The sequence below is a fragment of the Streptomyces sp. NPDC001020 genome (assembly GCF_053599115.1).
The window spans coordinates 1-25,548 of the sequence record NZ_JBSFLQ010000066.1; the positions used below are offsets into that span (position 1 = coordinate 1).

General features: G+C 71.5%; 18 protein-coding genes, 1 tRNA gene and 1 riboswitch. Of the genes, 9 read left to right on the plus strand and 10 right to left on the minus strand.

The window, feature by feature from the left end:
• Positions 1 to 378: 378 nt before the first annotated feature.
• Entirely contained in the window at positions 379 to 927 is a 549-nt protein-coding gene (locus tag ACWDEX_RS35295) for a MarR family winged helix-turn-helix transcriptional regulator (RefSeq protein WP_450468551.1), read from the minus strand.
• A gap of 167 nt (positions 928 to 1,094) precedes the next feature.
• Between ACWDEX_RS35295 and ACWDEX_RS35300 the strand changes: the two genes are divergently transcribed.
• A complete protein-coding gene (locus ACWDEX_RS35300) occupies positions 1,095 to 2,381 on the plus strand; it encodes an MFS transporter (RefSeq protein WP_450468567.1) in 1,287 nt (428 codons plus the stop codon).
• A 69-nt stretch (positions 2,382 to 2,450) separates the two neighbouring features.
• Here the strand turns inward: ACWDEX_RS35300 and ACWDEX_RS35305 are convergent, their stop codons facing one another.
• Together ACWDEX_RS35305 and ACWDEX_RS35310 are read right to left on the minus strand one after the other, a co-directional pair.
• Positions 2,451 to 4,094: an ATP-binding SpoIIE family protein phosphatase gene (locus ACWDEX_RS35305; RefSeq protein ID WP_450468552.1), complete on the minus strand. Its 1,644-nt coding sequence runs from the start codon at positions 4,092 to 4,094 to the stop codon at positions 2,451 to 2,453.
• 203 nt (positions 4,095 to 4,297) lie between these two features.
• The gene (locus tag ACWDEX_RS35310) at positions 4,298 to 5,698 is read right to left on the minus strand and encodes an NAD(P)/FAD-dependent oxidoreductase (protein WP_450468568.1); all 1,401 of its coding nucleotides are present in this window, start codon (positions 5,696 to 5,698) and stop codon (positions 4,298 to 4,300) included.
• Positions 5,699 to 6,080: 382 nt separating this feature from the next.
• Here ACWDEX_RS35310 and ACWDEX_RS35315 point away from each other — a divergent pair, with 382 nt between their 5' ends.
• Positions 6,081 to 6,842 (plus strand): TetR/AcrR family transcriptional regulator, encoded by a 762-nt coding sequence (locus tag ACWDEX_RS35315; protein WP_450468553.1) that lies wholly within the window; start codon positions 6,081 to 6,083, stop codon positions 6,840 to 6,842.
• Between the two features lie 168 nt (positions 6,843 to 7,010).
• Here ACWDEX_RS35315 and ACWDEX_RS35320 read toward each other — a convergent pair whose 3' ends face one another.
• Positions 7,011 to 9,095, minus strand: coding sequence for an asparagine synthase-related protein (locus ACWDEX_RS35320; RefSeq protein WP_450468554.1), 2,085 nt, complete (start codon positions 9,093 to 9,095; stop codon positions 7,011 to 7,013).
• Positions 9,096 to 9,767: 672 nt separating this feature from the next.
• Here ACWDEX_RS35320 and ACWDEX_RS35325 point away from each other — a divergent pair.
• The 4 genes from ACWDEX_RS35325 (at position 9,768) to ACWDEX_RS35340 (ending at position 14,843) form a co-directional block, all read left to right on the plus strand.
• Positions 9,768 to 11,189, plus strand: coding sequence for an MFS transporter (locus ACWDEX_RS35325; protein ID WP_450468555.1), 1,422 nt, complete (start codon positions 9,768 to 9,770; stop codon positions 11,187 to 11,189).
• Positions 11,190 to 11,251: 62 nt separating this feature from the next.
• Complete coding sequence (gene lhgO / locus ACWDEX_RS35330; RefSeq protein ID WP_450468556.1) at positions 11,252 to 12,469, plus strand: L-2-hydroxyglutarate oxidase; 1,218 nt, start codon at positions 11,252 to 11,254, stop codon at positions 12,467 to 12,469.
• Between the two features lie 118 nt (positions 12,470 to 12,587).
• Entirely contained in the window at positions 12,588 to 13,445 is an 858-nt protein-coding gene (trmB, locus tag ACWDEX_RS35335; protein ID WP_450468557.1) for a tRNA (guanosine(46)-N7)-methyltransferase TrmB, read from the plus strand.
• Between the two features lie 63 nt (positions 13,446 to 13,508).
• On the plus strand, positions 13,509 to 14,843 hold the full coding sequence (locus tag ACWDEX_RS35340) for a PrsW family intramembrane metalloprotease (RefSeq protein ID WP_450468558.1): 1,335 nt from the start codon (positions 13,509 to 13,511) through the stop codon (positions 14,841 to 14,843).
• A gap of 82 nt (positions 14,844 to 14,925) precedes the next feature.
• On the opposite strand, the gene ACWDEX_RS35345 is transcribed toward ACWDEX_RS35340, so the two are convergent.
• From ACWDEX_RS35345 to ACWDEX_RS35360, 4 genes are all read right to left on the minus strand, one after another.
• Positions 14,926 to 15,870, minus strand: coding sequence for an aldo/keto reductase (locus tag ACWDEX_RS35345; protein WP_450468559.1), 945 nt, complete (start codon positions 15,868 to 15,870; stop codon positions 14,926 to 14,928).
• A 184-nt stretch (positions 15,871 to 16,054) separates the two neighbouring features.
• Entirely contained in the window at positions 16,055 to 17,107 is a 1,053-nt protein-coding gene (locus ACWDEX_RS35350) for a M23 family metallopeptidase (RefSeq protein WP_450468560.1), read from the minus strand.
• Positions 17,108 to 17,118: 11 nt separating this feature from the next.
• Positions 17,119 to 17,276: riboswitch (cyclic di-AMP (ydaO/yuaA leader) on the minus strand.
• A gap of 416 nt (positions 17,277 to 17,692) precedes the next feature.
• Positions 17,693 to 17,766: transfer RNA gene (locus ACWDEX_RS35355), tRNA-Met, on the minus strand.
• Positions 17,767 to 17,859: 93 nt separating this feature from the next.
• Entirely contained in the window at positions 17,860 to 19,008 is a 1,149-nt protein-coding gene (locus ACWDEX_RS35360; protein ID WP_450468561.1) for a dihydrofolate reductase family protein, read from the minus strand.
• A 178-nt stretch (positions 19,009 to 19,186) separates the two neighbouring features.
• Here ACWDEX_RS35360 and ACWDEX_RS35365 point away from each other — a divergent pair, with 178 nt between their 5' ends.
• A complete protein-coding gene (locus ACWDEX_RS35365) occupies positions 19,187 to 19,873 on the plus strand; it encodes a GTP cyclohydrolase II (protein ID WP_450468562.1) in 687 nt (228 codons plus the stop codon).
• Positions 19,874 to 19,887: 14 nt separating this feature from the next.
• On the opposite strand, the gene ACWDEX_RS35370 is transcribed toward ACWDEX_RS35365, so the two are convergent.
• On the minus strand, positions 19,888 to 20,532 hold the full coding sequence (locus ACWDEX_RS35370) for a response regulator transcription factor (protein ID WP_450468563.1): 645 nt from the start codon (positions 20,530 to 20,532) through the stop codon (positions 19,888 to 19,890).
• Entirely contained in the window at positions 20,496 to 22,043 is a 1,548-nt protein-coding gene (locus tag ACWDEX_RS35375) for a sensor histidine kinase (protein ID WP_450468564.1), read from the minus strand. The genes ACWDEX_RS35370 and ACWDEX_RS35375 overlap by 37 nt, the downstream gene beginning before the upstream one ends.
• A gap of 300 nt (positions 22,044 to 22,343) precedes the next feature.
• Between ACWDEX_RS35375 and ACWDEX_RS35380 the strand changes: the two genes are divergently transcribed.
• A complete protein-coding gene (locus ACWDEX_RS35380) occupies positions 22,344 to 23,036 on the plus strand; it encodes an ABC transporter ATP-binding protein (RefSeq protein WP_450468565.1) in 693 nt (230 codons plus the stop codon).
• Complete coding sequence (locus ACWDEX_RS35385; RefSeq protein WP_450468566.1) at positions 23,033 to 25,393, plus strand: FtsX-like permease family protein; 2,361 nt, start codon at positions 23,033 to 23,035, stop codon at positions 25,391 to 25,393. Before ACWDEX_RS35380 ends, ACWDEX_RS35385 begins: the two co-directional genes overlap by 4 nt.
• The last annotated feature ends 155 nt before the right edge of the window (positions 25,394 to 25,548 follow it).

Here is a 25,548-nt window from a genome sequence, read left to right on the forward strand (position 1 = left end):
CTCGGTGCTTTCCAGGTTCCCGCTCTCGCGTTTCCCTTTCCGGCGGTTCTGACTCTATCAGATCCTTTCGGCCCTGATTCCCCGTCAGCGGGGTTTGTCTTCCCGGCCGCTGGGCCGTTCCGACGTCCCAAACTTTAGCGGATCTCCTCCGTGATTCCCAATCGAGTGGATCAGGGATCACCGAAACCGAATCGAATTGAATTCGAGCACGTCGAATTCAACCCTGTCGGGTGATCGTGCTGGTTTGGGTGCCGCTATTGCGGCGGATGTGCTCCCGCAGAACCGTTACGGCTCCGTGGCAACTCGGAGAACCTTACGGATCGGCGGGTGGACTGTCAAGCCTTCCCACGGTGACGCGACGCCAAACAGTCGATGGCGTCAGTCGAGGTCGCTGAGCCGGCCGCCCGCGTCCGGCTGGGCATGTTCCACACGGCGCAGCAGACGCGTCAGCGCCTCGCCCAGAACCACGCGCTCCTCGGGAGAGAGGTCCTGGAGAAGGTCCTCCTCGAACACTGTGGCCAGACGCATGGCCTCCAGCCACTTCTCGCGGCCATCGGCGGTCAGCTCGACGATCACACGGACACGGTTGGCCTCGTCGCGTTCCCGGGTGACCAGGCCCTCGCTCACCATGCGGTCGATGCGGTGGGTCATCGCTGCCGGTGTCAGACCGAGCCGCTTCGCCAGCTCGCCCGGCCCCATGCGGTAGGGGATGCCGGACAGGACCAGCGCCTTGAGCACCTCCCACTCGGCGTTGCTGATGCCGAGGGCGGCGGTCTGGCGGCCGTAGGCGACGTTCATCCGGCGGTTGAGGCGGGACAGGGCCGAGACGATCTTCTCGACCTGCGGGTCCAGGTCCTGGAATTCGCGCTGGTAGGCGGCGATCTGTTCGTCGAGGGTCGGCTCGCTGACGCCGTATGTGTCGCCCATGGCCGCAGTATGGCACGGGCTCGCTTGGCGTTGAAGTCCTTCAACGTGTACTGTTTAGCTTCGAACTTTAGCTTCGAAGTCTTCAGGGTTAACCGCTTCAAGGGTAAGACATCACGTCCCGGTCCCGGCGGTCCCTCTTCCTAAGGCAGGTGAACGTGACCAGGGCAATGGGCGCAGCGATGCGCCGGGTTCATGTGGGCAACGCACTCAGCGCGTTCGGCCTCGGCTTCACCGTTCCGTATCTGTACGTCTATGTGGCGCAGGTACGGAATCTCGGTGCTGTGACGGCAGGTCTCGTACTCGCCGTCTTCGCCGTGGCCGCGCTCGTGGTGCTGCCGTTCGCCGGGCGGGCCATCGTCCGGCGCGGCCCGCTTCCGGTGCTGCTCGCCTCGCTGGTCACCGCCGCCGTCGGCGCGCTGAGCCTGGGGCTCGCGAGCAGTGCGACGACCGTGCTGCTGTCGGCGGCGCTGCTCGGCGCCGGGCAGGCCGTGATGCAGCCGGCTCTGGCCACGATGATCGTGGACTGCTCGACCGCGGAGACGCGGTCACGGGCGTTCGCCATGCAGTTCTTCCTGCAGAACCTGGGGCTCGGTGTCGGAGGGCTGATCGGCGGCCATCTCGTCGACACATCGCGCGCGATGTCCTTCACGTTGTTGTTCGCGATCGAGGCGGCGATGTTCCTGCTGCTCGTCGTGATCATGTCGACCGTGCGGATTCCCCGCGCTCCGAAGATCGACGATGCAGCGCCCCAGGGCGGGAAGGCGAGCTGGAAGCAGCTGCTGGGCAACCGGGCCATGGTGCAGCTGTGCGTGCTGGGCTTCGTGCTGTTCTTCGCTTGCTACGGGCAGTTCGAGTCGGGACTGAGCGCCTATGGCGTCGAGGCGGCCGGCATCTCGCCGTCCACGCTGGGTACGGCGCTGGCGGCCAACACGGCGGTGATCGTCGTCGCGCAGTTCGCGGTGCTGAGGTTCGTGGAGCGGAAGAAGCGGACCCGGGTGATCGCGTCCGTGGGGATCATCTGGGCCGTCGCCTGGGCCGCCGCGGCGTACGCGGGGCTGGGGCACGGCAGCCGGGCCATGGCGACCGCGGCTTTCATCTCGACGTACGGGCTCTTCGGTCTCGGCGAGGCGCTGCTTTCGCCGACGGTCGCTCCGCTGGTCGCGGATCTGGCACCGACGGGGCTGGCGGGTCAGTACAACTCGGCCTTCGCCCTGGTGAAGCAGCTCGCCCTCGCGGTGGGCCCGGCCATCGGTGGCCCCCTGGCCGCGTCGTTGCCCGGACCGTACGTCGTGACGTTCCTGCTGTGCTCGCTGGGCATCACGGTCCTGGCCATCAGGCTCGGGCGGCACCTCACGCCGGCGCAGGACCAGCCGTGGTCGGCCAAGAGCCGGGTGGTGACCCAAGGAACGGCTGGTCGTGCGGAACGAGCGGAGATCAGCCCGTCCGGCGTGTGAGGACGAGGCCCGTCGGCTCGGCCGGTGTCCGGGGCGCAGCCCCCGGACACCCCGTTCCGTTCAGCCGGCTCATCGCGGCAGCGTGAACTCGCACCACACCGCCTTGCCGCCGCCCGGTGTCCGCCGCGACCCCCAGTCGGCGGCGATGGTCGCCACGATCGCGATCCCCCGGCCCGCCTCGTCCGCCGGCTCCGCTCGGCGGCGGCGGGGCAGGTGGTCATCCCCGTCCGTCACCTCGATGATCAGTCGCCGGTCCGTGCGCCGCAGGCGCAGCCTCATCGGCGGCGTCCCGTGCTGCAGCGAGTTGGCGACCAGTTCACTCGCCGCCAGCACCCCCAGATCGTGCAGCTCCGTGGGGAAGCGCCAGCTCGTCAGGACGCCGGAGGCGAACGCACGCGCGCGTGGAGCCGCCTCCACCCCGCCGAGCAGCTCCAGGGCCGCGTTGCGGAAGAGCTCACCGTCCGGGCCCGTACGCGCCGGGTGCTGAAGGACCAGGACCGCCACGTCGTCGTCGTGCCCCGCGGTGACGCCCGCGGAGCGGACCAGGCGGTCGCAGACCACCTGCGGCGTACCCGTGGCACCGGCGAGCGCGCTCTCCAGGGCGGCGATGCCCTCGTCCAGGTCCGCGTCCCGGCGCTCGACCAGGCCGTCCGTATATAGGACCGCGGTGGAGCCGGGCCCCAGCGGTACCGAGCCCGACGTGTGCATCCAGCCGCCGGTACCGAGCGGCGGTCCGGTGGGTTCGTCGGCTCGCAGAACGTCGCCGTTCTCGTCGCGCACCAGGATCGGGAGATGGCCCGCGGAGGCGTACACCAGCCGGCCCTCGTTCGGGTCGTGGACGGCGTACACGCAGGTCGCGATCTGGTTGGCGTCGATCTCCATGGCAAGGCCGTCGAGGAGCTGGAGGACCTCGTGCGGGGGCAGGTCGAGGCGGGCGTACGCGCGGACGGCAGTACGGAGCTGGCCCATCACCGCGGCCGCCCGTACGCCCCTGCCCATCACGTCGCCGATGACCAGGGCCGTGCGACCCCCGCCGAGGGTGATCACGTCGTACCAGTCGCCGCCGACCGCGGCCTCCGTCTCGCCGGGCTGGTAGGTGGCGGCGATGCGCAGGTCGTCGGGCTGTTCCAGCTCCTGGGGCAACAGGGAGCGCTGGAGAGTCACCGCTGTCTCGCGCTGTTCGCGCTCGCTGGCGCGCAGCCGTTCGGCGGCCTCGGCGTGGTCGGTGACGTCGGCGGCGAAGACGAGCACGCCCCCGGCCGTGTCGTCGGGCATGTCCACCGGTGTGCACGTGAACGTGTACGAGCGGCCTCCTGGCGCCTTGCGGGACTTGACCGTGCGCGGCCTGGAGCTGCGCAGCACCTGGTCGAGGAGGGGCAGGAGACCGAGTTCGTCCAGCTCGGGCAGTGCCTCGCGCGCGGGTTCGCCGACCGGACGGGCGCCGAAGGCCGCCACATAGGCGTCGTTCAGGTACGCGATGCGGTGGTCGGGGCCGTGCACCAGGGCGACGAGGGCCGGGACGCGGTCGAGGACCTCGCGCACCGGAAGTTCGTCGACGGCGGGCACACCCGGCGTGTCGTCGGCGAGTTGCTCGCCGCGGGCCGCGGGTACGGAGCCTTCTCCTCGCCGGTCCGTGACGACCGTGTGCTCGGCCCGCGCTGCGGCGCGGCGCTGTGTTCCGGGGAGCCGGGCGCTCCAGCGCGTGAAGTCCACCGATTCCTTGCCTCGTCGTTGTCGTCTCGGCCGGCTCCGGATCCGATCAGGGGTCCGGGGCCTGCCCCCGGGGTGTGCCGCGGTGGGAAAGCCTTGTGGATGTGCCGGGGCGGGATCGGCCTGTCCCGGCGCGTGGACCAGTCTGGCCGACCGGACCAACAACCGTCAGACGCCTACGCCCCCGGCGGAGTTCCTGCATCCGGTCAGGACGACCCCTTCGGGTCTCCTGAAGGCTTTCCACCGGCCGCGAGTTCGAACTCCGCACGGGGATGTTCGAGTGATCCGAGGGAGACGATCTCCCTCTTGAAGAGCCCCGCCAGCATCCACTCGGCCAGCACACGGGCCTTGCGGTTGAAGGTCGGCACCCTGCTGAGGTGGTACACCCGGTGCATGAACCAGGCGGGGTAGCCCTTCAGCTTGCGCCCGTAGACGTGCGCGACGCCCTTGTGCAGTCCCAGAGAGGCCACCGACCCGACGTACTTGTGCGCGTACGTCTCCAGGGGCTCGTCGCGCAGCGCGTGCACGATGTTGTCGCCGAGGAGCCTGGCCTGGCGGAGCGCGTGCTGGGCGTTGGGGGCGGTCTCCCTGCCGGGCTCCTCGGCGGTGACGTCGGGGACGGCGGCCGCGTCTCCCGCGGCCCACGCGTGCGTGACGCCGTCCACGGTCAGCTGGGGGGTGCACTTCAGGCGTCCGCGCCCGTTCAGGGGCAGGTCGGTGGCCGCGAGGACCGGGTGCGGTTTCACCCCTGCGGTCCATACGACCGTACGCGTCGGGAAGCGCGCGCCGTCGGACAGGACGGCGATCCGGTCGGCGCACGACTGGAGGCGGGTCCGCAGACGCACCTCGATGTTGCGGCGACGCAGCTCGGTGACGGTGTACCGGCCCATCTCCTCGCCGACCTCGGGCAGGATGCGGTCCGAGGCCTCCACGAGGATCCACTTCATGTCCTCGGGCTTGACGTTGTGGTAGTAGCGCGCGGCGTAGCGGGCCATGTCCTCCAGTTCACCGAGTGCCTCCACGCCGGCGAACCCGCCGCCCACGAAGACGAAGGTGAGGGCCGCGTCGCGGATCGCGGGGTCGCGGGTGGAGGAGGCGATGTCCATCTGTTCGATGACGTGGTTGCGCAGGCCGATGGCCTCCTCGAGGGTCTTGAAGCCGATGCCGTGCTCCGCGAGACCGGGGATCGGAAGGGTGCGTGAGATGGAGCCGGGTGCCAGGACGAGCTCGTCGTACGAGAGTTGTTCGGTGCGGCCGGTCTCTTCGGTGGCGAGCGTGGAGAGAGTGGCGGTGCGTCCCGCGTGGTCGATGGAGGTGACCTCGCCGACGAGGATCCGGCAGTCTTCCAGGACCCGGCGCAGGGTGACGACCACGTGGCGCGGCGAGATGGCGCCGGCCGCCGCCTCGGGCAGGAACGGCTGGTACGTCATGTACGGATCGGGCGAGACCACCACGATCTCGGCTTCGCCCTTCCTGATCTCCGCCTTCAGCTTCCGTTGCAGGCGCAGGGCCGTGTACAGGCCGACGTAGCCGCCGCCGACGATGAGGACGCGTACGCACTTCCGGGGTTCTGGGGCCTTCGCCCGATGGATCGCAGCCGTCACCATCCCATGACGCACCCGTCGCTCGAGTTTGTCCACAGGCCCAGCAAATTGTGTGACCGGGCGAAGGCGGCGGCCGGTGTTGGCCGATATGCCGGAATACAGGGAAGGAGCGCAGGTCAGCGGGCATGTCTGGGGTGGCGGGGGAGGGCGCAATCAGGATGTAAGCGGCCCGTACTCCGATCGGGGGGCGCTCTGTGCGGAACCTGCCCCTTCTGAATTGACTCCCAGTCAACTATGTTCGTATGTCGACGGGGTGTAGGGGGAATGCGCTCGACAGGTCCGCGACGGGCGGACCCGGTCGCGTAACAACGCTTGTTCCATACGCTCCGGCTTCCGATGACGGGAAGTGTCTCCGGGGGGAGACGTCATTACCGGGGGATCGTTTATGCACATTCAGGACACTCACTGGTCATCCGCGTCAGCCGTGGCACCGGCCGGCACGGTGGGCGCGTCAACGGGCGACGGGCGCGGGGACGGCCCGCGGACGACACCGCTGCGCGTGGACGCACAGCGCAATCTGGAGCACGTACTGCGCGCGGCACGCGAGGTCTTCGGCGAGCTGGGGTACGGAGCGCCGATGGAGGACGTGGCGCGGCGCGCGAGGGTCGGCGTCGGCACGGTGTACCGGCGCTTCCCGAGCAAGGACGTCCTGGTACGACGAATAGCCGAGGAGGAGACCTCCCGGCTGACCGGCCAGGCCCGGGCGGCGCTCGGCGAGGAGGACGAGCCGTGGTCGGCGCTCGCGCGCTTCCTGCGGATGTCGGTCGCGTCGGGCGCGGGGCGGCTGCTGCCACCGCAGGTGCTGCGGGTGGGCGTCGTCGAGGGAGACTCCGCGGAGTCCGACGCGGCGCCGGCCGACGAGGCGCGGCTGCCGCAGCAACGGTCCCAGCCGACCGCCGAGCTGCGGCTGGTCGAGCAGCGACCGGAGCTGGACGACGCGGGCGCGGCGACGCTGCTGGAGGTCGTCGGGCAGCTCGTGGAGCGAGCCCGCACGGCGGGTGAACTGCGGGCGGACGTGACCGTGGCGGACGTGCTGCTGGTGATCGCGACGGCCGCGCCCCTGCTGCCGGACGCCACCCAGCAGGCAGCCGCCTCGACTCGGCTGCTCGACATCCTCCTGGAGGGTCTGCGGTCACGCCCTGTGTGAGGCGGGCATGCCCCTGAGGTTCCGGGCTCTCCGCGGCCGGCGGATCCCTTGGTCACGGGCTGTTCGGGGCGGGGCCCGGCGTGGTTCCTCAGGCGGACGGAGCGGACACTGACCGCGCGAGCGGTTGGAGTGGCGCCGTACCGTCGCCGTCCGTCTCTCGGCGTGCCGTTACGCTCCCGCGCCCAGCGCCCGGCCGCGCGCGGAGATCCCCGCCGGTACCGCACGCGCTCGTGCGGGTGTGCCGGTCCAGCACGTGCCCCGGCGGGCCAGCAGACGGCGCAGCCACAGTTCGAGGGAGACCAGGTCCGCGAGGCCGTCCAGGGGGAGTGGTGCGCCGTCCGCGGCGGCCCGGACCGCCTTGCGGACCACCCGCGCCTCCACCAGGCCCGCCTCGGCCAGGAGCGGGGTGTCGAACAGGGCGATCAGTGGGTCCGCGGCCACCCGCAGGCCCGCGCGGGTCGCGACGGCCGAGGAGCCGTGCGAGGGAGCGCCCCAGCCCGGCGGCAGACCGGCGATGCCCGCCCCCTCCAGAACCGTGCGCAGGATCGCGGCTCGCGCCCCCGGCTGCACCCGCAGCGCCTCGGGAAGCGCCCGGCACGCACGGACGACCTGGTTGTCCAGAAAAGGCGAGTGCAGCCGCTGGGAGCGAATCTCGGACGCCTGTTCAAGGACGCGGAGGTCCGCGGCGTGCCGGGCCAGAGCCGCCCGCGCGCGGAAGTCGCCCGGGAACTGTCCGGGACCGACCCACGCCCTGCCCCCGGCCGCTTGCAGGCGGGCCGAGACTTCAGCGAGAGCCTCACCGGTCAGCCAGCGCGCCGCCGGCCCCGGTCTGGCCCAGGTGAGCGCCGCGAGCGACGCCCCGACGGCACCCCCGGGCTCCTCGAACCTTCGCCGCATCAGGCGATCGGCGAGTCCGTCGACCCCGGCCCGGTACGGCGTGCGGGCCAGCTTCCGCGCCGCGCCGTACACGCGCGCGGGAACGAGCACCGAGCCGTCGGCCTTCGCCAACGCGGCCACCGGACGCACGAGATGACGTCGCTTGCGGTCCATCAACAGATCGGCGAGGCGGGCGGGGTGCGCGTCAAGGACCTGGCGCGCGCCGTGGCCCGTGAAGTGGTCCGCACTGCCCGACGCCAGGCGCGCGCGATGTCTGCCCGCCGTCACCAGGGACGGTCCCGGCTCGTCCGTCAGCGGGCCCTCCAGGTCGGCGTACGGGAGCACCTCCTCGCCACCGGCCACCACCACGTGGTGCAGACGGGGGTTGGCCGCCAGGGCGCCGGCCCGTTCCAGCTCGGCCTCGCGTCCGCCCACGGCAAGGTCGTTGAAGGTGACGGCCAGCAGGCGCTCCCCGGCTCCGGTGCCGTGGCCCAGGACCGTTCCGGGCATTCCCGGGAGCCCGGCCGCAAGCAGCGCGAGCGTGCCCGAGGCCGGCCCTCCGGAGAGGTCGGCGCCGATCCCCGGGACCGGCATCCCGCGCGCGGCGCGCCGTTCCGCCGGTCCCATCCCGGGGACGGGCCCCGGGTCGATGTCCATGCCCGGGACGTGCCGCGGCGCCGACAGACGCGCGCGGACGGCGTCGACGAGGGCGTCACGCACCGCGTCCACCGCGGCGGCGGGATCCGCCGCCGGAGCCGCGACCGCGAGAGAGGCGACCGGCTCGTACCCGGCTACCTCGCGTGCTCCCGTGCGCAGGATGAGGGCATGCCCCGGTGGAATGCGACGGACGCCGTCGTACGGGGTCGAGTCGTGCACCGCGGCCGGTACGTCGGGAGCCGCGAGAAGCGCCGCGAGGTGCCCGAAGTCCAGGTTGGCCTCGATGAGGTCGGCGAGCGGGAGGGCGGCGGTCGCGTAGGCCGTGCCGCCCGCCCAGGGGGTGTGGAACACCGGTCGCGCACCGGCCAGATCGCCGCACACTGTGATCCTTCGCCCGACCTGGACGACGGCGGTGTAGCTGCCGGGCCAGGCCGTCAGATGGCGAAGCGCCCCTCCGCGGGCCGCGAACAGCCCGACGCGCAGTTCTTCGTCGGATGCCCCGCACGTGCCGAGGACCGCGATCCGGGTCTGCGCGTCGGCCTTCACGACGCGCACCTCGTCTGGGCGCCAGTCACCGACCGCCCACAGCGGATCGGGGTCGCCCCACAGGAGTTGGGAGCCCACCGGGTGCACGGTCTCGCCGTCGTGTCCGGTGGCCCCGGCAGTGCCGGGCACGGCGGCTCCCGCGGCGGCGCTGCTCCACCCCACCAACCACCGCATCGACGCCTCCACAGGCTGTGGACAACCAGTGCACCGCACGAACGGCTCCCATGCTGCCACGAAGAATGCGCGCCCGAGGGCGTGTGCCACCGCTTGTGCGCCCCGTAACGCGCCCCTGCGGGGACACCCGTGAGCCGGTGAACTCCCGCTCCGGGCGTGGCCGTCGGGAAATGCGGCGATGCGAATGCGCCCTCGATACGCTCCCCCAAAAGCCCCTTCGCGCCCTCAAGAGGCGTGGTAGGAGCCTTGATCGCCTCTGCGCTCCACCGTCAACTTTCGGCCAAATCGGCTGTGACGGAGCGGACTTGGGCACGCTCCGTACAGGCCCTGCGCAACGCACAGTCCGGGAGGCGGAGCTCGCCTCCCGGACCGGTCCGCCGCCCGCGGGGATGGAGGCGGCGGTGTCCCCCAGCCCACTGGATCCAGTACAGCGGGCCGACCCACGCAAGGCCCATCGAACCGCTCCCCCGGTGGCCGGAGAAGAGCGCACGGACAGGCGCACGGCCACACAACGGGAGCACGTGGCAACACTCCGTACTGGGGTGCGGACCACAATCCCGCCATCCGGATTTACGCCCCTTAACGCACGGGATGCGGCGAACTACGCTGGGTTTACGAATGCCGCGAGGTTATGCCAATCCCGCGGCAGCCGTCTGTGTCGAGGGGTGGCGCATGTCCAGGGAGCAACGCGGGCCGAACGAAAAGCTCGGCACGGTTCTCGCCCTCGCGGGAATCAGCAACGCAGGACTCGCCCGGCGCGTCAACGACCTTGGCGCCCAGCGCGGGTTGACTCTTCGCTACGACAAGACCTCGGTGGCGCGCTGGGTGTCGAAGGGCATGGTCCCGCAGGGCGCCGCCCCGCACCTCATCGCCGCGGCCATCGGCCAGAAACTCGGCCGCCCCGTACCGCTCCACGAGATCGGTCTGGCGGACGCGGATCCCGCACCGGAGGTGGGCCTCGCCTTCCCTCGGGACGTGGCGCAGGCAGTGAGGTCGGCGACCGAGCTGTACCGCCTCGACCTCGCCGGGCGCCGGGCCGGCGGCGGCATCTGGCAGTCGCTGGCCGGATCCTTCGCGGTGAGCGCTTATGCCACCCCCGCCTCCCGCTGGCTGATAACCCCGGCCGACAGCTCGGTGGCGCGCGACCCGAGCCCCGCTGACGGGTCGGGGGCACCACAGAAGGTCGGCCACAGCGATGTCCAGAAGCTCCGCGAGGCCGCGGAGGACGCCAGGCGATGGGACTCCAAGTACGGGGGCGGCGACTGGCGTTCGTCGATGGTGCCCGAGTGCCTACGGGTGGAGGCGGCCCCGCTGCTGCTCGGCTCCTACTCGGACGAGGTGGGCAGGGCGCTGTTCGGCGCGAGTGCCGAACTGACGCGCCTGGCCGGCTGGATGGCCTTCGACACCGGACAACAGGAGGCCGCCCAGCGCTACTACATCCAGGCGCTGCGCCTCGCGCGCGCGGCCGCCGACGTGCCCCTGGGGGGCTACGTCCTGGCCTCCATGTCGCTTCAGGCGACCTATCGCGGCTTCGGCGACGAAGGCGTCGACCTCGCCCAGGCCGCTCTGGAGCGCAACCGCGGCCTGGCCACGGCCCGCACCATGAGCTTCTTCCGGCTCGTCGAGGCCCGCGCACACGCCCGCGCGGGTGACGCTCAGGCGGCCGGCGCGGCCCTGAAGGCCGCCGAGGGCTGGCTGGAGCGGTCCCGAGACGGCGACACCGATCCCTCCTGGCTCGGGTTCTACTCGTACGACCGCTTCGCGGCCGACGCCGCCGAGTGCTACCGCGACCTCAAGGCCCCGCGCCAGGTCCGCCGCTTCACCGAGCAGGCCCTGTCCCGCCCGACGGAGGAGTTCGTACGCTCCCACGGGCTGCGACTGGTGGTGTCCGCGGTCGCGGAGCTGGAGTCGGGCAACCTGGACGCGGCGTGCGAGCAGGGCGTGCGAGCGGTGGAGGTCGCCGGGCGCATCTCGTCGGCGCGCACCACCGAGTACGTACGGGATCTTCTGCACCGGCTGGAGCCGTACGGCGACGAACCGCGCGTCGCGGAACTGCGGGAGCGTGCACGGCCACTGCTGATGGCTCCGGCCTGAGCGCCGACGCCTTTCGGGCATGAGGGCATTGTCAGTGGCACAGTGCACTATCGAACCGGGAGGTGGAGCAGGTGCCCAGGATCGCGTACGACTGTGACGTGCTGGTGGTCGGCGGCGGAATCGTCGGCCTGTCGACGGCGTATGCGATCACGCGCGCCGCGCCGGGCACACGGGTGACCGTCCTGGAGAAGGAGCCCGGCCCGGCCCACCACCAGACGGGGCGCAACAGCGGGGTCATCCACAGCGGGATCTACTACCGCCCCGATTCACTCAAGGCGCGCTACGCGGTGCGGGGCGCCGCCGAGATGGTCAAGTTCTGCGCGGAGTACGGAATTCCGCACGCCGTCACCGGCAAGCTGATCGTCGCGACGGACCGGGAGGAACTCCCCCGTCTGCACGCGCTCGTGCAGCGCGGCCGGGAGAACGGCATCCCGGTACGGGAACTGGGCCCGGCCCAGATCACGGAGTACGAACCGGAGGTGCGAGGGGTCGCGGCCATACATGTCGGGACCACGGGGATCTGCGACTTCACGGCGGTCGCCCGGCAGCTCGGCGAGGCCTCGGGGGCGGACATCCGGTACGGGACCGAGGTCGTACGGATCGACCGGCGCCCTTCGCTCGGGGTCGCCGTACTGACCGGCGACGGAACAGTCCTGCGCGCCCGTGCGCTGGTGAACTGCGCCGGGCTGCACTGTGACGAGGTGGCCCGGCTGACCGGGGACGACCCGGGGATGCGGATCGTGCCGTTCCGTGGCGAGTACTACTCCCTGGCGAGGCCCGGTCTGGTGCGGGGGCTGGTGTATCCGGTGCCGGATCCGGCGTTTCCGTTCCTCGGGGTGCATCTGACCCGGGGGATCGACGGAGAGGTGCACATCGGACCGAACGCGGTGCCGGCGCTGGCACGCGAGGGGTACGCCTGGCGGGTCCTGAGACCTCGGGAGCTGGGCGCGACGGTCGCATGGCCCGGTGCGTGGCGGATAGCGCGGCGGCACTGGCGGTACGGGGCCGGGGAGCTGCGGCGGTCGGTGTCGAAGGGGGCGTTCACCAAGGCGGTGCGCAGGCTGTTGCCGTCGGTCGGTCCGCAGGACCTCGTGCGGGCCCCCGCCGGGGTGCGGGCGCAGGCCGTCCTGCGGGACGGGACGCTGGTGGACGACTTCCTGATCCGCGAGGGGCCACGGGCGGTGCACGTACTGAACGCGCCGTCCCCCGCCGCCACGGCTTCGCTGCCGATCGGCCGGGAGGTCGCACGGAGGGCGTTGGCGGTGCTGGGCCAGGACTAGTGCCCCAACAGGCGGGCACCAGTGCCACGGCACAACCAGGGCGTAGGCCTGTTCCGAATGCCCGCCTACCGCTCGACGGACCGGTCGCGGGCGGCGGCCCCGTAAAATTGGTGCCACTGTGTCTGACTCCCTTCACTTCGCCCCCGAAGACCCCGAGGCCATCCCCGTCGGTCGGCCCCCGCGTGCCCCCGGTGGGGCCGTAGCCCATCCCCGGGCCAAGGGGGAGCCTCGGTTCCCCGACGGGCCGAAGGCCGATCCCGCCGGGTCGCACTTCGAGCGGCGGATCCGGAGTTTTCAGCCGCGGCGCAGCCGGGTGACGGCCGGGCAGGCGGACGCGTTGCAGCGGCTGTGGCCCACCTGGGGGCTGGACATCGACGGGCAGCGCGTCGTGGATCTTTCCGAGCTGTTCGGGAACACCAACCCCGTCGTGCTGGAGATCGGGTTCGGCATGGGCGAGGCCACCGCGCGGATGGCCGCCGACTCCCCGGACACCGACATCCTCGCGGTCGATGTGCACACCCCGGGCCAGGGCAATCTGCTGGCCCTCGCCGACCGGTACAAGCTGACCAATATCCGCGTAGCAAACGGCGACGCGATCATCCTGCTGCGCGAGATGCTCGCAGCGGACTCACTCGACGGACTGCGCGTCTACTTCCCCGACCCCTGGCCCAAGAAGCGCCACCACAAGCGGCGGCTCATCCAGCCCGAGTTCCTCACGCTTGCCGCGCGTCGCCTCAGGCCGGGGGCGCTGGTGCACTGCGCGACGGACTGGGAGCCGTACGCCGAGCAGATGCTCGAGGTTCTCACCGCGCACCCGGACTTCGAGAACACGCAGGCGGATGGCGGTTACGCGCCACGGCCCGGCTTCCGGCCGCTGACCCGTTTCGAGGGCCAGGGCCTGGACAAGGGACATGTCGTGAACGATCTGCTGTTCCGGCGCGTACCGCACCCGGACCAGCCTTCCGCCGACGACTGAGCGCCTCGCGTGCCCCACGGGCACCATCGCGGGCGGCGCCCCTGTCTCGTTAGGGTCGATGCCGTGGCCACCTTTCCCCCGTATCCGACGCATCCCGAAGGCGACGCCGGCGTAAGGGCGTTCAGCCCTGCGCACTGGTGGCAGAGGCGGTGGGTGCGGTACGGGGCGCCGATCACGCTCCTCGCGCTCTCCGGGCTCGTCATCCTCGCCCTCGTACGACAGCAGACCGGCACCGAGGGGTTCCTGGTCGGGCTGGGGCTCGCGGTCCTGCCCGTGCCGCTGCTCATCGCCGCGTTCCGCTGGCTGGACCGGGTCGAGCCGGGGCCCTGGCGCAATCTGCTCTTCGCCTTCGCGTGGGGCGCGTGCGCGGCCGCTCTCATCGCCATCGTCGCGAACAGTTTCGCGACCAAGTGGATAGCGACCGCGACCGCCGATCCGAGCAGCGCCGACACGCTCGGCGCGACCGTCATAGCGCCCGTCGTGGAGGAGTCCGCGAAGGCCGCCGCCGTGCTGCTGGTCTTCCTTTTCCGCAGACGGGACTTCTCCGGGATCGTCGACGGGGTGGTGATAGCCGGGGTCACCGCGACCGGCTTCGCCTTCACCGAGAACATCCTCTACCTGGGCACGGCCTTCGGCACGGACCAGTTGAGCGGGGGGCGCGGGCTGGCGTCCGTGACGGCCGCGACGTTCTTCGTCCGCGTGGTGATGTCGCCCTTCGCGCATCCGCTGTTCACCGTGCTCACCGGCATCGGTTTCGGCGTCGCCGCGCTCTCGGCCGAGCGCCAGCACGTACGCCGGGTCCTGGTGCCGCTGGGCGGACTGCTGCTCGCGATGGGCATGCACGCTTTGTGGAACGGGTCGTCGGCCTTCGGCAACTACGGGTTCTTCGCGGTGTACGCGTCGTTCATGGTGCCCGCGTTCGGGCTGCTGACCTGGCTGGTCATCTGGACCCGGCAGCGGGAGCTGCGGACCGTGCGGGAGGAACTGCCGGCGTATGTGGTCGCCGGATGGCTGGGGCCGGTGGAACCGTTCGCGCTCGGCTCCATGCGGGCGCGGCGGCTGGCCCGGGAGTACGCGGGACACCACTGCGGGAAGGCGGCGGCGCGTTCGGTCGCGGAGTACGAGGCGTACGCGACGTCGCTGGCGTTCCTGCGTCGCAAGGGGAACCGGGGGCGTGCGGGGTCCGATTTCGTCGTACGGGAGCGGGAGCTGCTTTCCGGTCTGTGGGCGCGGCGGGGGGTGGCGCGGCCCGCGCTGGCGTACGCCGCGCGGGCGGCTGCCCCGAGGGTGGCACCGCCGGTGTGGCCGGGCTACGGGTACCCGCCGGTGCACGGGGTGCCGCAGTACCAGCCGGCGGCGCCGTATCCCGGCTACAACCCGTATCGCTCACAGGGCTGAGGCCCGTTCCGCACCGCCGGATCCCGCCGTGGTGACCGATCACCTTCGTGACCGATCACCGTCGTGGCGTCGGGTGATTCCGCTAGGCGGACGCTTCCGTGAGGAGCTTCAGCTCCTCGTCCGTCAGCGTCAGGTCCCTCACCGCCAGCAGTGCCGGCAGCTGCTCCACCGTGCGGGCGGAGGCGATCGGTGCCGCGACCGTCGGCTGGGCCGCCAGCCACGCCAGGGCCACCGTCGCGACCTGCGCGCCGTGCGCCCGCGCGACCTCGTCGAGGGCCGCCAGGACGCGGCGTCCGCGCTCGGTCTCCAGGTGCTTGCCCGCGCCCTCCGCCCGCGCCGAGTCCACCGTGGTGCCCGGACGGTACTTGCCGGTCAGGAAGCCGGACGCGAGGGCGTAGTACGGAACGGCCGCCAGCCCGGCACGGAAGGCGACGTCCCGCAGCGCTCCCTCGTAGGTGTCACGGGAGACCAGGTTGTAGTGCGGCTGGAGCGCCACGTACCGCGCCAGGTCCTCCCGGTCGGAGAAGTCCAGGGACTCCTGGAGGCGCTCGGCGGAGATGTTGGAGGCGCCGATGGCCCGTACCTTGCCCGCCTTCACCAGGTCGTCGAGCGCGCCGATGATCTCCTCGACCGGAACCTCCGGCCGGTCGAAGTGCGTGTAGTAGAGGTCGATGTAGTCGGTGCCCAGGCGGCGCAGGGACGCGTCGGCCGCGGCCTTGATGGTGTCGGCGGTGAGCCCCTGGTGGTCGGGGTGCTGGCCGACCTTGGTGGCGATGACGACGTCGGAACGGTTGCCGCGCGCCCTCACCCAGTCGCCGATGATGGTCTCGGACTCGCCGCCCTTGTTGCCGGAGACCCATGCCGAGTACACGTCGGCCGTGTCGACGAAGTTGCCGCCCGCCGCCGTGTACGCGTCGAGCACGGCGAAGGACTGCGCCTCGTCGGCGGTCCAGCCGAAGACGTTGCCGCCGAGCGAGAGCGGGAAGACCTCGAGGTCCGAGGAGCCGAGCTTGCGAAGAGAAGTCATACCCGAAGTCAACGCCCGGACCTGAGCCCTGACTTCCGGAACGGTCGCAAAGTTCCCGTAAACCAGCAGATCGACACATTTCGGTCCGGGAACACCTGACCGGCAGCCCTGACGTCGGGGGGGTAGCCGTCAGGACCGCCGGGGATCAGAGGGGGTGTGCGTCAGGGGCTCGGGGCCTCGGCTCTCAGGGGTTGATGCCCTTGCCGTGCAGCCACGCCAGCGGGTCGATCGCGTCGCCGCCGCCCGGGTGGACCTCCAGGTGCAGATGCGGCCCGGTCACGTTGCCGGTCGCGCCCACGCGCCCGATGACGTCACCCGTGTTGACCTTCTGCCCGACGCTGACGTTGATCGAGGACTGGTGGCAGTACCAGAGTTCGGTGCCGTCATCGAGGGTGAGGACCGTGCGGTAGCCGTACGCGCCGGCCCAGCCCGCCTCGGTGATGGTGCCGGTGTGGATCGCCTTGAGGAGCGTGCCCGTGGGCGCGGCGAAGTCCAGGCCGGTGTGGTGGCCGGAGGACCACATGGTGCCGGGGTCACCGTAGTGCGAGGTCAGGGTGTACGAGGAGGTCGGCAGGGAGTACTGCTTGGCCAGTGCGGCCAGTCGCTCCGCCTCGGCCTTCTTCCTGGCCTCTTCCTCCGCCTTCCGCTTGGCCTCCTCCGCCTTCTTCTTCTCGGCGGCGGCCTTGGCCTTGGCTTCGTCCTGCGCCTTGGCCGCGTCCTCGGAGGCCTTCTTCGCGGCGGCCTCCTCAGCGACGCGCGCGGCCTCCTGGTCGAGCTGGTTCTGCTGGGAATCGGCCTGCTGCATGATCCGGGCGCGCAGTGCCTCGCCCGCGTCGTCCGTGCCCGAGGTGGCGTCGGCGGTGGTCAGGCCGACGTCGCTGAGGGTGGTGGCGGAGTCCTTCGGGGTTTCGCTGTCCTCGCCGATGAGCGCCTTGGCGGAGTCCTTGACCGAGGGCAGGTCCGGCAGGGATATCGACACCGGCGGCTTGCCGGTCTGGGCGGTGGCCATGCCGCCCGCGCCGACGGCGGCGATCACGCCGACGCCGAGAACGGTGGAGCTGCGTGCGAGACCGCCCCCGCGCTGCTTGACGCGGTGCCTGCCACGGACGGGGCGGAGGGACTCCTCCGAGGGGCTCCACTCCTCCCAGGGGCCCTCGTCGGCGCGAGCCACGAAGCCGTACGTCTGGGTGTCCTCGGGGGCGAACGAGGTGTTCTGGGCAGGCCGGTTGGACGCCACGAAGGCGCGCTCCTTTCCTTCCGTCTCGCCTACCGGGTTAGCTGACGGGTTCGGAGCGGGAAGGTCTCCTACGCGCGCATTCCGGCCGTGCTTCCACGGCGGCATCCGCCCGATTCACCCCAGGGTGTTGGTTCCCCGGTTCCCTTGCGGGATTCGGCACACGCGCACGGAGCCGCCTCTTGTGACGGCTGGGACGACCGCGCTGCGTTATCGAACGTTAATAGACACAGGGGCCGTATTCCAAGTTGTTCCGCCAGATCATTGACGTCCTCGGCCTGGACTTTCACCTCATGAGCGTTGGAAAACGGGCGAGTTGACCGCACCTCAGCCACCTCACAGGTATTGACGGTGCGTCAGTTGTTATGCGCACAGGGACGGTTTGCTCACGTGCTGTGACAAAGATCGGGGGTACGGGAGCGGCGCACGGTCGGCGGAGCCCGCACCTCCCTCGCACGACCGCCGATGTGGCGGACCGCTCCTCAGGAACGCGTCCGGCCTCTCGCGCCGGGCGTGCCCGCCGACGGCCGCGAGGGGAAAATGCACCGAGGGCCGGAACCCTTTCGGATTCCGGCCCTCGGCCATCAGTAGCGGGGACAGGATTTGAACCTGCGACCTCTGGGTTATGAGCCCAGCGAGCTACCGAGCTGCTCCACCCCGCGTCGGTGATTCCAGTGTACGTCATTCACGGGACTCCCCGCACACAGGTTTCGCGCCGCCCTCCCGCACCGGCTGTTTCAGCGCCACCGGTGCCGTCAGGAGCGGCCGGGCGGGGACAGCAGATGGGCGTTCGGGGCCTTCGCCCGCTGCTCGTACTCCGGCAGGACCACCACCTCCGCACCCTGCGCCGCCAGCACCCCGCTCCCGTCGGCCGATGCCACGAACGTGTCCGGCTCGCGCCAGGCCGTGACCACCCGCCGCACCCCGGCGTCGAGGATCAGCCGGGCGCACGGCGCGGGCCGGGAGGCACGGCGGGCGCACGGCTCCAGGCTGCTGTACACCGTGGCGGCGGCCAGCCGGGGGTCCGCCGGGTCGAGCTTCGCCAGCGCCGCCTCCTCCGCGTGGACCACGGGATCGCCGCCCTCCCGCGAGTGCGCCCGTGCCAGCTCCGTCCCGTCGGCCGCGACGATCACCGCGCCGACGCTGAAGGCCGTACGGGAGGGCGGGCACTGCGCCGCCAGCTCGCAGGCCTTCTCCAGCCACCGCCGGTCCGCGGCCGAGGCCTGCCTCCCGGTGCCGGGCGCCGTGGGGACGTACCGCAGCAGCACGACGTCCCCGACCGGTCGCGTCTCCACCAGCTGCATCCGCCCCGGCGGGTACGTCCCGGGCCCGAACATCCGCGGCGCGTCCGCCTCTCCCACGAACAGCGGCGCCACCACGAGCTGCAGCTCGTCCGCGAGCCCCTGCTGGAGCAGCTGGGTGTGCACGTGCCCGCCGCCCTCGACCATCAGCCGCCGTACCCCCTTGGCGTTCCCGAGGTGCGCGAGCACGGCCCGCCACTCCACCTCGGGACCGAGTGCGACCACCTCCACGTCCGCCGGCAGCAGCGCGCGCAGCCGCTGCGCGCCCCGGTCCGTCGTACAGACGATCTTCGCGCCGCCCGTGTGCCAGAAACGGGCATCCGGGTCGAGGTCTCCGGACGCGCTGACCGTGACCTTCAGCGGGTACTCCGGCAGCCCGGCGGCGACCCGGGCAGCGCGCCGCTCGGCGGAGTTGACCAGCAGCCGCGGGTTGTCGGTGCGCAGCGTGCCCGCGCCGACGAGGATCGCGTCGCTGCCCGCCCGTACCTCGTCGACCCGGTCGAAGTCCTCCGGCCCGGACAGCAGGAGCCGCTCGGGCCCGGTGTCGTCCAGGTAGCCGTCGAGGGAGACGGCGGCGGACAACAGGACGTAGGGGTGGGCCATGGGGACGCGCTCCAGTGGTCGGGATCCGGGGTGTGCTGCTGTGATCAGGGTCCGCCGGCCGGGACCCGGCCGGACTCAGGTGGTTGATTACAGTCTCCGACCGAGGTGCGCTTCACGTGCGAAGCATGGGCCGCATCCTCCGCACCCGCTACCGCCGGCCCGGAGAAGGACGACCGACATGTGCGACCCCCGCGACGCCACGGCATCCAGTGCCGCCCACGACAGCAGCGACACGACCGGCCTCCCCACCGCCACGGTCCGCACCCGCGTGACGGTCCCGCTCCGCTTCGGCGACGGCTACACGGTCACCGCCGACGTCGTCACCTTCCACGGCCTCACCGACGGCCAGGAGCATGTGGCGGTGCTCCTCGGCGAGCCCGCCGCCGGCCGCGCCCCGCTGGTGCGGCTGCACTCCGAGTGCCTGACCGGCGACGTCTTCGGTTCGGCCCGCTGCGACTGCGGTCCCCAGCTACGTGAGGCGGTGCAGCGCATCGCCGGCCGGGGCGGCGTTCTGCTCTACCTCCGCCAGGAGGGCCGCGGCATCGGCCTCTACAACAAGATCGACGCCTACGCCCTCCAGGACCAGGGCCTGGACACGTACGAGGCGAACGCCGCGCTCGGTCTGCCCGCGGACGCTCGCGACTACACGGCCGCCGCCCAGATGCTCCGCGCCCTCGACATCGACACCCTGGACCTGCTCTCCAACAACCCCGACAAGGCCTCCCAGCTCGGCGCCCTGGGCCTCACGGTCACCGACCGCGTCCCCACCGGCGTCTTCACCACGGCCCAGAACGTCCGCTACCTCCGCGCGAAGGCGGTCCACACTCACCACACCCTGCCGCTCACGGAGTTGACGGCGCGCTGAGTTCCAGAGGGCGCTCAGCGGTTGAGGTACGCCAGCACGGCGAGGACGCGCCGGTTGTCGTCGTCGGAGGGCTGCAGGCCGAGCCGCGTGAAGATCGAGGCCGTGTGCTTGGACACCGACCGCTCGGTGATCACCAGTTGCTGGGCGATGGCCGCGTTCGAGCGCCCCTCCGCCATCAGCGAGAGGACCTCCCGCTCGCGCTGGGTGAGCGCGGCCACGGCGCCGTCGGCGGAGTTGTGGGCCAGCAGCCGGGCGATCACCTCGGGGTCCATCGCGGTGCCGCCCGTCGCCACACGCCGGACGGCGTCGACGAACTGGTCGCCGTCCATCACCCGGTCCTTGAGCAGATAACCGGTGCCGCCTTGTCCTGCGGCCAGCAGTTCGCGGGCATACAGTTGCTCGACGTACTGCGAGAGCACCAGCACGGCAAGCCCCGGGGAGAGCCGTCGGGCCTCCAGCGCGGCGCGCAGGCCCTCGTCGGTGAACGTCGGCGGCAGCCGCACGTCCACGATCGCCGCGTCCGGCTTCTCGGCCGCCACCGCGGCCAGCAGGTCGGGACCGTTGTCGACGGCGGCCGCCACCTCGAATCCGTGGGCCTCCAACAGGCGCGTCAGGCCATCCCTCAAGAGGAAGAGGTCTTCGGCGATGACAACGCGCACGGGATCTCCATGTTCACGATGGTCGGACCGCCGGGCGGACTGCTGACGGCGAGTACGCCGTCGAAGGCGGCCAGCCGGCGCTCGACACCGAACAGGCCGGTGCCGTCGGTCGGGTCGGCACCGCCCCGACCGTCGTCGGTGACGGTGATTCGGAGCGTACCCGCACCAAGGTCGTTGTCATGGCCGATCTCGATCCAGATCTGCCGGGCCTCGGCGTGCTTGGTCACGTTGGCCAGCAGCTCGCTCACCGCGAAGTAGGCCGCCGACTCCACCGGAGCGGGCGCCCGGCCCGCCAGTTCGCCGGTGAAGTGCACCCGGAGCGGCAGGTCCAGGGCCAGCGCGTGGACCCCGTCGGCCAGGCCCCGGTCGGCCAGCACCGGCGGGTGGATGCCGCGGACCAGGTCGCGCAGTTCGGCCAGCGCCTTCACCGAGGACTCCTTGACCTCGACCAACAGGCTCTGCGCGGCCTCGGGGTTGCTGACCACCAGGTGCTGTGCCGTGTCCAGGGCCATACCCATGGCCACCAACCGGGCCTGTGCCCCGTCGTGCAGGTCGCGCTCGATCCGGCGCATCTCGGCCGCCCCGGCGTCCAGGGTGTCGGACCGGGTCTGCGCCAGGTGGTCGACGCGCTGCGCCAGTTCCTCCTGCCGGCTCGGGCCCAGCAGATAGCGGGCCGACCGGCTGTATCCCAGCATCAGCCGGGGGGCGGCCCACAGCACGATCGGCAGCGCCACCAGCAGCGTTGTCGTCACTGTGAGCACTGCCAGGAAGACGTGTGCGGCGGCCGGCTTCTGGCCCACCGGGCCGGCACCGAGGAACGTGCCGAACAGCTGTGCCGCGACGTAGACGGGAGCGGCGACCAGTGCGGCAAGGGTTGTGCCTACGCCCCCTGTGAAGGAGGTCCACAGCAGGTCCCGCCAGGTCGCCGGGTCGGTCAGCACCCATCGCGTCCACAGCCGTGCTCGACCCCACCAAGGTCGGTTGGCGGTGGCGGGCGCGGCACGGTAGGGCACGGCGATGGGCGTCCCGCTCCATGAGCCCGCCATCCTGCGGTGCACTCCGGCCACCCAGCGCATGCCCAGCAGACTGCAGGCGAGCAGGGGCAGGCTGAGCCAGACGACGCCGTGGTTGCCGCCGGGCAGCGGCCCACGGCGGACCACCAGGGCGGCCAGCGCCAGGACCGGAGGTACGAGCAGCACCGCCCCACCCGCCCCGAGGGCGGCCTTGCCGTCCTGGTCGGCGCCGCTGCGGACCAGCCGGCGCGCCCCCAGTACCGTGCAGGAGATCAGAGTGAGGACCACCAGCAGCCAAAACTGGCCCCTGCTCTTGCTGCTGTCGTCCGCCATCGCGGCCGTCGGCGGATGCCAGGGCTGGTTCACGGTGACCAGGAGCAGTCCGGGGGCGGCCAGCAGGGCCGCGGCCCCGACCAGGCTGACGCCCCAGATCGCGAACAGCCGGACGGCCGCCAGCACGCCGCTGCCGACCCGGGACGGCTCAGGTTCCCCTTCCACCGCACGCCACGGTGCGGGCGGCTGAGTCCGGGCCCGCCCCCGGGGCCCTCCGCCCGGGGTGATCGCACTACCGCTCACATCCGCTCTCCTCCCCCTGTCGGTCCGGACCAGTGTGCGGGGCAAGCAGCTTGACGGGCATGCGTCCTGGGCCCCGAAACAGGGATGTAGCCAGCTACACCTCCAAGACCCCGCTCAGCCCCGTGTCGGCGAACTCCCCTCTGTTCCTAGCTTCTTGGGAGGCATCGAGGAAAGTGCCGCAGGAGCGGTACCCGGCCGTTTCCGCCGACCCGTGGAGGAACCGTGACCGCGCCGATCATCGAGATCCGCGACGTGAACAAGAAGTACGACGAAGGGCGCCCGGCGCTGGCCGACGTGGACCTGGAGGTGAATACCGGCGAGGCACTGGCGGTGCTCGGACCCTCGGGCAGCGGCAAGTCCACCCTGCTCAACATGATCGCCGGGCTGGACCGGCCGTCCGAGGGCACGGTCACCGTGGGCGGACTGCGCCTGGACCGGCAGGGCGAGGCCGCCCTGGCGAGGTACCGCAGGGAACGGATCGGGATGGTCTTCCAGTTCTTCAATCTGCTGGACGACCTGACCGTGGAGGACAACATCCTGCTGCCGGCGCAGCTGGCGGGACAGCCGCGAGCCCTGGCCCGACACCGGGCGGCCCGCCTGCTGGAGCGCCTGGGCATCGCCCGGCACGCGCGTACCTTCCCCGGCCGCCTCTCCGGTGGTGAGCGGCAAAGGGTCGCGGTGGCCCGGGCCCTGATGAACCGTCCGCAGTTGCTGCTGGCCGACGAGCCGACCGGCGCGCTCGACAGCTCCTCCGCGGCGGAGGTCAGGGACCTGCTGGCCGAGCTGAACCAGGAGGGGCAGACGATCGTGCTGGTCACCCATGACACGGCGCTCGCCACCTCCTGCGCGACCCGCACCGTCGAGCTGGTCGACGGCCGGATCGCGCGCGATGTGATGCGGGCGGCGGCCGGATGAGGGCACTGGGCAAGGTGGTCCGTGCCGGGGTCGGCCGACGCCGGATCCAGACCCTGGTGATGGTGCTGACCACCACGATGGCGGTGGCCGCGGCGGTGCTGGCGACCGGACTGCTGGTGGCCTCCAGGGCGCCGTTCGAGCACGCCTTCGCCAAACAGCGTGGCGCACATCTGACGGCCTGGTTCGATCCGAGCGCGGCCACCGCCGCGCAGGTCGCCACGACCGCGCACCTTGCCGACGTGACCGCTGCCGCGGGGCCCTACCCGGTGCAGTCGCTGTCCCCCCGGATCGGTGCCAACAGGTCGCGGATGCCGGTGGGCGGTGTCATGCCCGAGATGAGCGTGGTCGGCCGGGCGGACACGGGCGGGGCGGTTGACGACCTGTCCCTCGTCGCGGGCCATTGGGCCACAGACAGAGGGCAGATCGTACTGAGCGACCAGAACACGCCGCTGAGCGTGGGCGACCACCTGTCCTTTCCAGACCTGCCGGACAAGCCGGTACTGACCGTTGTGGGGCTGGCCCGGTCGGTGACCGCGACCGCGGATGCCTGGGTCTCTCCCGCGCAGTTGGCGGCCCTGACGGCGCCGGGCAGCAGGCCCGCTCTGCAGATGCTCTACCGCTTCCGTCACGCCGCCACCGACGCCGAGGTCACCGCCGACCGCAGGACGGTCGAGACCGCCGTGCCCCCGAAGTCACTGACCGGGGCCGCCTCCTCTCTGCAAGCCGAACGGTCCGCGACCCGCACGACATCGACCCTCGTCCCCTTCGTGATCGCCTTCGGGGTGCTCGGCCTGGTCATGTCGGTGCTGGTCATCGCCACTGTGGTCAGCGGCGCGGTCGGCTCCGCGACCAGGCGCATCGGCATCCTGAAGTCCCTGGGCTTCACCCCGGCGCAGGTGGTCCGTGCCTACGTCGCCCAGGCACTGATCCCGGCCACGGTCGGCACCGCTCTCGGCGTCGTGCTCGGAAACCTGATGGCGATCCCCGCGCTGCATGAGGCTCAACGCGCCTACACAACCGGCTCGTTGAAAATCGCGCCATGGATCGATCTGGCCGTCCCCGCCGCCGCGCTGACCGTGGTCGCGGCAGCGGCGCTTGCCCCCGCACTACGTGCCGGGAGCCTGCGCACGGTCGAGGCGATCGCCCTGGGCCGGACGCCACGGGTCGGCCGTGGCCGGACGGTGAGGCGCCTGCTCAGCAGGCTGCCGCTGCCACGCGCGCTGAGTCTGGGGCTGGCCAACCCCTTTGCCTGGCCGGCCCGTTCGGCGACGGTGGCGGCGGCTGTCCTCTTCGGGACCATCGGGGTGACCTTCGGGACCGGCCTGGCGATCTCGGTGAACGGCGTCCAGAACGGGCTCAACCGCGAGAACGCGGGCGCGGTGACGGTCCAGGACGTCGCGCCACCGACCCGCAAGGGCTCCGGCGACACGGTCGATCCGGCGCTGATCGCCGCGAAGATCACCGCGCAGCCGGGCACCCGTAAGTACTTCAGCACCGCGCAGGCCCAGGTCGGCGTGGCCGGACTGGCCGGTTCGACCCGTGTGATCGCCTATCAGGGCGACTCCTCCTGGGGCGCCTACCAGATGATCTCCGGGAACTGGTTCCACGGCCCGGGGCAGGCCGTGGTCCCCCACGGCTTCCTGAGGGCAACGGGGACGCATGTCGGTGACACCGTCACTCTCACGGCGGGCGGCCGCCGCACGGCGGTGCGGATCGTCGGTGAGGACCTGGACACCAGCGAGGGGGGCATGGTCCTACGAACCGACCGCTCCTCCTTGGCCGGGCTCGACCTCACGATCCCTTCGGAGCTGGTGCAGTTCAGCATCGACTTGAAGCCGGGTACCGACGCCGCCGCCTACGCGACCTCGCTCGGCAAGGCCCTGCGGCTGCCGGACATCCTGGTGCTCCCGACCGGGAAGAGGATCAACCCGACCATCATCGCCATCGACGGGCTGGTGGCCATGTTCACCCTGATGCTGGTCGCGGTGGCCGGGCTGGGCGTCCTCAACACGGTGGTGCTGGACACCCGCGAACGCGTCCACGACTTCGGGGTTCTCAAGGCGCTCGGCATGTCGCCGCGGCAGACCGTCGCCATGGTGCTCACCTCGGTGGCTGGTATCGGCCTGGTCGCGGCAGCGGCCGGTGTGCCGGTCGGCGTGGCCCTGCACAAGTGGGTGGTACCGGTGATGGGCCACGCGGCGGGCACGGCGATCCCGGCGGCGGACGTGGCGGTCTACTCGCTACCGGTACTGGCCGGTCTTGTGCTGGGCGGCCTGGTGATCGCCGCGGCAGGAGCGCTGCTGCCCGCGGGGTGGGCGGCCAAGGCGAGGACCGCGGCGGCACTCAGGAGCGATTGACATGCTCCTTGGGCTGATGCCCGAGGATTCTGGCCGTCCCACGGGAAACTGTGCCGCTACGCGGCACGGTTTCCGTGTGGGACTCCCCGGCTTCCTGTTTCTTCACGCTGCGCCAGAACGGGTTCTGGTCTTACCGGCGCTCCGCAGGCTGTCAC

Excerpts from the sequence above, each read along its gene's own strand:
- ACWDEX_RS35295 (WP_450468551.1), bottom strand. The coding sequence starts at position 927 with ATGGGCGACACATACGGCGTCAGCGAGCCGACCCTCGACGAACAGATC.
- ACWDEX_RS35300 (WP_450468567.1), top strand. The coding sequence starts at position 1,095 with ATGGGCGCAGCGATGCGCCGGGTTCATGTGGGCAACGCACTCAGCGCG.
- ACWDEX_RS35310 (WP_450468568.1), bottom strand. The coding sequence starts at position 5,698 with ATGGTGACGGCTGCGATCCATCGGGCGAAGGCCCCAGAACCCCGGAAG.
- ACWDEX_RS35315 (WP_450468553.1), top strand. The coding sequence starts at position 6,081 with ATGCACATTCAGGACACTCACTGGTCATCCGCGTCAGCCGTGGCACCG.
- ACWDEX_RS35320 (WP_450468554.1), bottom strand. The coding sequence starts at position 9,095 with ATGCGGTGGTTGGTGGGGTGGAGCAGCGCCGCCGCGGGAGCCGCCGTG.
- ACWDEX_RS35325 (WP_450468555.1), top strand. The coding sequence starts at position 9,768 with ATGTCCAGGGAGCAACGCGGGCCGAACGAAAAGCTCGGCACGGTTCTC.
- ACWDEX_RS35345 (WP_450468559.1), bottom strand. The coding sequence starts at position 15,870 with ATGACTTCTCTTCGCAAGCTCGGCTCCTCGGACCTCGAGGTCTTCCCG.
- ACWDEX_RS35360 (WP_450468561.1), bottom strand. The coding sequence starts at position 19,008 with ATGGCCCACCCCTACGTCCTGTTGTCCGCCGCCGTCTCCCTCGACGGC.
- ACWDEX_RS35365 (WP_450468562.1), top strand. The coding sequence starts at position 19,187 with ATGTGCGACCCCCGCGACGCCACGGCATCCAGTGCCGCCCACGACAGC.
- ACWDEX_RS35385 (WP_450468566.1), top strand. The coding sequence starts at position 23,033 with ATGAGGGCACTGGGCAAGGTGGTCCGTGCCGGGGTCGGCCGACGCCGG.